Annotated in this window: 3 protein-coding genes; 1 reads left to right on the top strand and 2 read right to left on the bottom strand. The window is 77.3% G+C overall.

Going from position 1 to position 1,885, the window contains the following annotated elements; translation table 11 throughout:
- Nucleotides 1-278 (bottom strand): MoaD/ThiS family protein (locus AC5FZL_RS16575; RefSeq protein ID WP_493619974.1); only part of this gene is annotated, 278 nt, incomplete at its 3' end.
- Complete coding sequence (moaA, locus tag AC5FZL_RS16580) at nucleotides 279-1,325, bottom strand: GTP 3',8-cyclase MoaA (RefSeq protein ID WP_493619976.1); 1,047 nt, start codon at nucleotides 1,323-1,325, stop codon at nucleotides 279-281.
- 124 nt (nucleotides 1,326-1,449) lie between these two features.
- Between moaA and AC5FZL_RS16585 the strand changes: the two genes are divergently transcribed.
- Nucleotides 1,450-1,885 (top strand): XdhC family protein (locus AC5FZL_RS16585; RefSeq protein ID WP_493619975.1); only part of this gene is annotated, 436 nt, incomplete at its 3' end.

The raw sequence follows: 1,885 nt of genomic DNA on the forward strand, positions 1-1,885 counted from the left end.
CCGGCGAAGGGCGGCAGGACGTCGAGCTGCGCGCCGTCCGGCACCGGCGTCGAGCGGTCGCGGACCGCGACCTCGCCCAGGAGCACGCTGGCCACCTCCAGCACCGGCCGCAGCGCGGGGTGCGCGGCGGCCAGGGCCGCGAGGACGTCGTCCACGGCGGAGCCGGCCGGGAGGTGCAGGTGCTCGGCGTCCGTGCCGGCCGCGGCGGCGGCCCCCGCGAAGTAGCGGACCTCGACGCGGACGCCCGCGCCCGAGGAGGTGGTCGGCGACGTGCTCATCTAGCCGCCGATCGCGCTCATCGGCCGCTGGGGCCGGGTGAAGGAGGGGTCGTCGATGCCGTGGCCGGGCAGCTTGCCCCACATGGCGCCGCGCCAGGCGTCGGCCAGCTGGTCGTCGGTCGCGCCGTCGCGCAGCATCCCGCGCAGGTCGTGCTCGCGGGTGGCGAAGAGGCAGTCGCGCACCTGGCCGTCGGCGGTCAGGCGGGTGCGGTCGCACTCCGCGCAGAACGGGCGGGTGACGGAGGCGACGATGCCGACCACCCCCGTGCGCACCGTGCCCGCGTCGTCCCAGGTCACGTTCCAGACCTCCGCCGGGGACGCGCCCCGGCTGCCTGGCGCGGCGTCGGTGAGCTCGACGTGCGGCTGCAGGGAGTCGAGGATCTCGCGGGCGTCGATCATCGAGGAGCGGTCCCAGGCGCCGTGCGGCTCCAGCGGCATCTGCTCGATGAAGCGCAGCTGGTAGCCCTCGCGCAGGGCCCAGCGCAGCAGGTCCGGAGCCTCGTCGGCGTTCACCCCGCGCAGCAGCACGGTGTTGATCTTCACCGGGCCCAGGCCGGCAGCGGTGGCCGCGCGCAGGCCGGCCAGCACGTCGGCCAAGCGGTCGCGGTGGGTGATGGTGGCGAAGCGCTCCGGCTGCAGGGTGTCGAGGGAGACGTTCACGCGGGTCAGCCCCGCGTCGGCCAGGGCCTGCGCGCGCCGGGCCAGCCCGAGCGCGTTGGTCGTCAGCGAGGACTCCGGGGCCGCGCCGGCGGCGGTGCGCAGGGCGGCGGTCGCCGCCACGATGCCCTCCAGCCCGCGGCGCAGCAGCGGCTCCCCACCGGTGAAGCGCACCTCGGTCACGCCCAGGCGCTCCACCGCGATGGTGATGAGCCGGACGATCTCCTCGTCGCTCAGCAGGCGGGAGGCGGGGAGCCAGTCCAGGCCCTCCGGCGGCATGCAGTACGTGCACCGCAGGTTGCAGCGGTCGGTCAGCGACACGCGCAGGTCGGTGGCCAGGCGGCCGCGCGGGTCGACCAGCCCGCTCACCGCCGGGCGCTCGGCCGGCAGCTGCACCGGACCCGCCGCGCCGCGGCGGCGGGGCAGACCCAGCTCGACCGTCACCGCACCAGCGTACGGGCCCTCGAGGAGGGCGCAGCGCGGCCCGCAGGGCGGTGTGGTCGACACTGCTGCTGTGCTGGACCACCTGGGGGAGCTGCTGGCCTGGTGGCGGGCCGGTGAGCCCACCGCGGTGGCCACCGTGGTGGCGACCTGGAGCTCGGCTCCGCGGCAGGCCGGCGCGAGCCTGCTCGTCGGCCCGGACGGCACCGCCGTCGGCAGCGTCTCCGGCGGCTGCGTCGAGGGCGACGTCTACACCCGGGCCCAGCAGGTGCTGGACGACGGCGCGCCGCAGCTCGTCCGGTACGGCGTGCCCGACGACGACGCCCTGGCCGTGGGGCTGCCCTGCGGCGGCGAGGTCGAGGTGCTGCTCCAGCGCGTGGACGCCGCGGCGTCCCCTCACCTCGGGGCGCTCGCCGACGCCGTGGCCGCAGGCCGCCCCACCGCGCTCGTGACCGTGGTGGCGCACCCGGACGCCGAGCGCGTCGGCGCCCACCTCGTCGTCCCCGCCG

The organism is Quadrisphaera sp. DVD1, assembly GCF_058932755.1.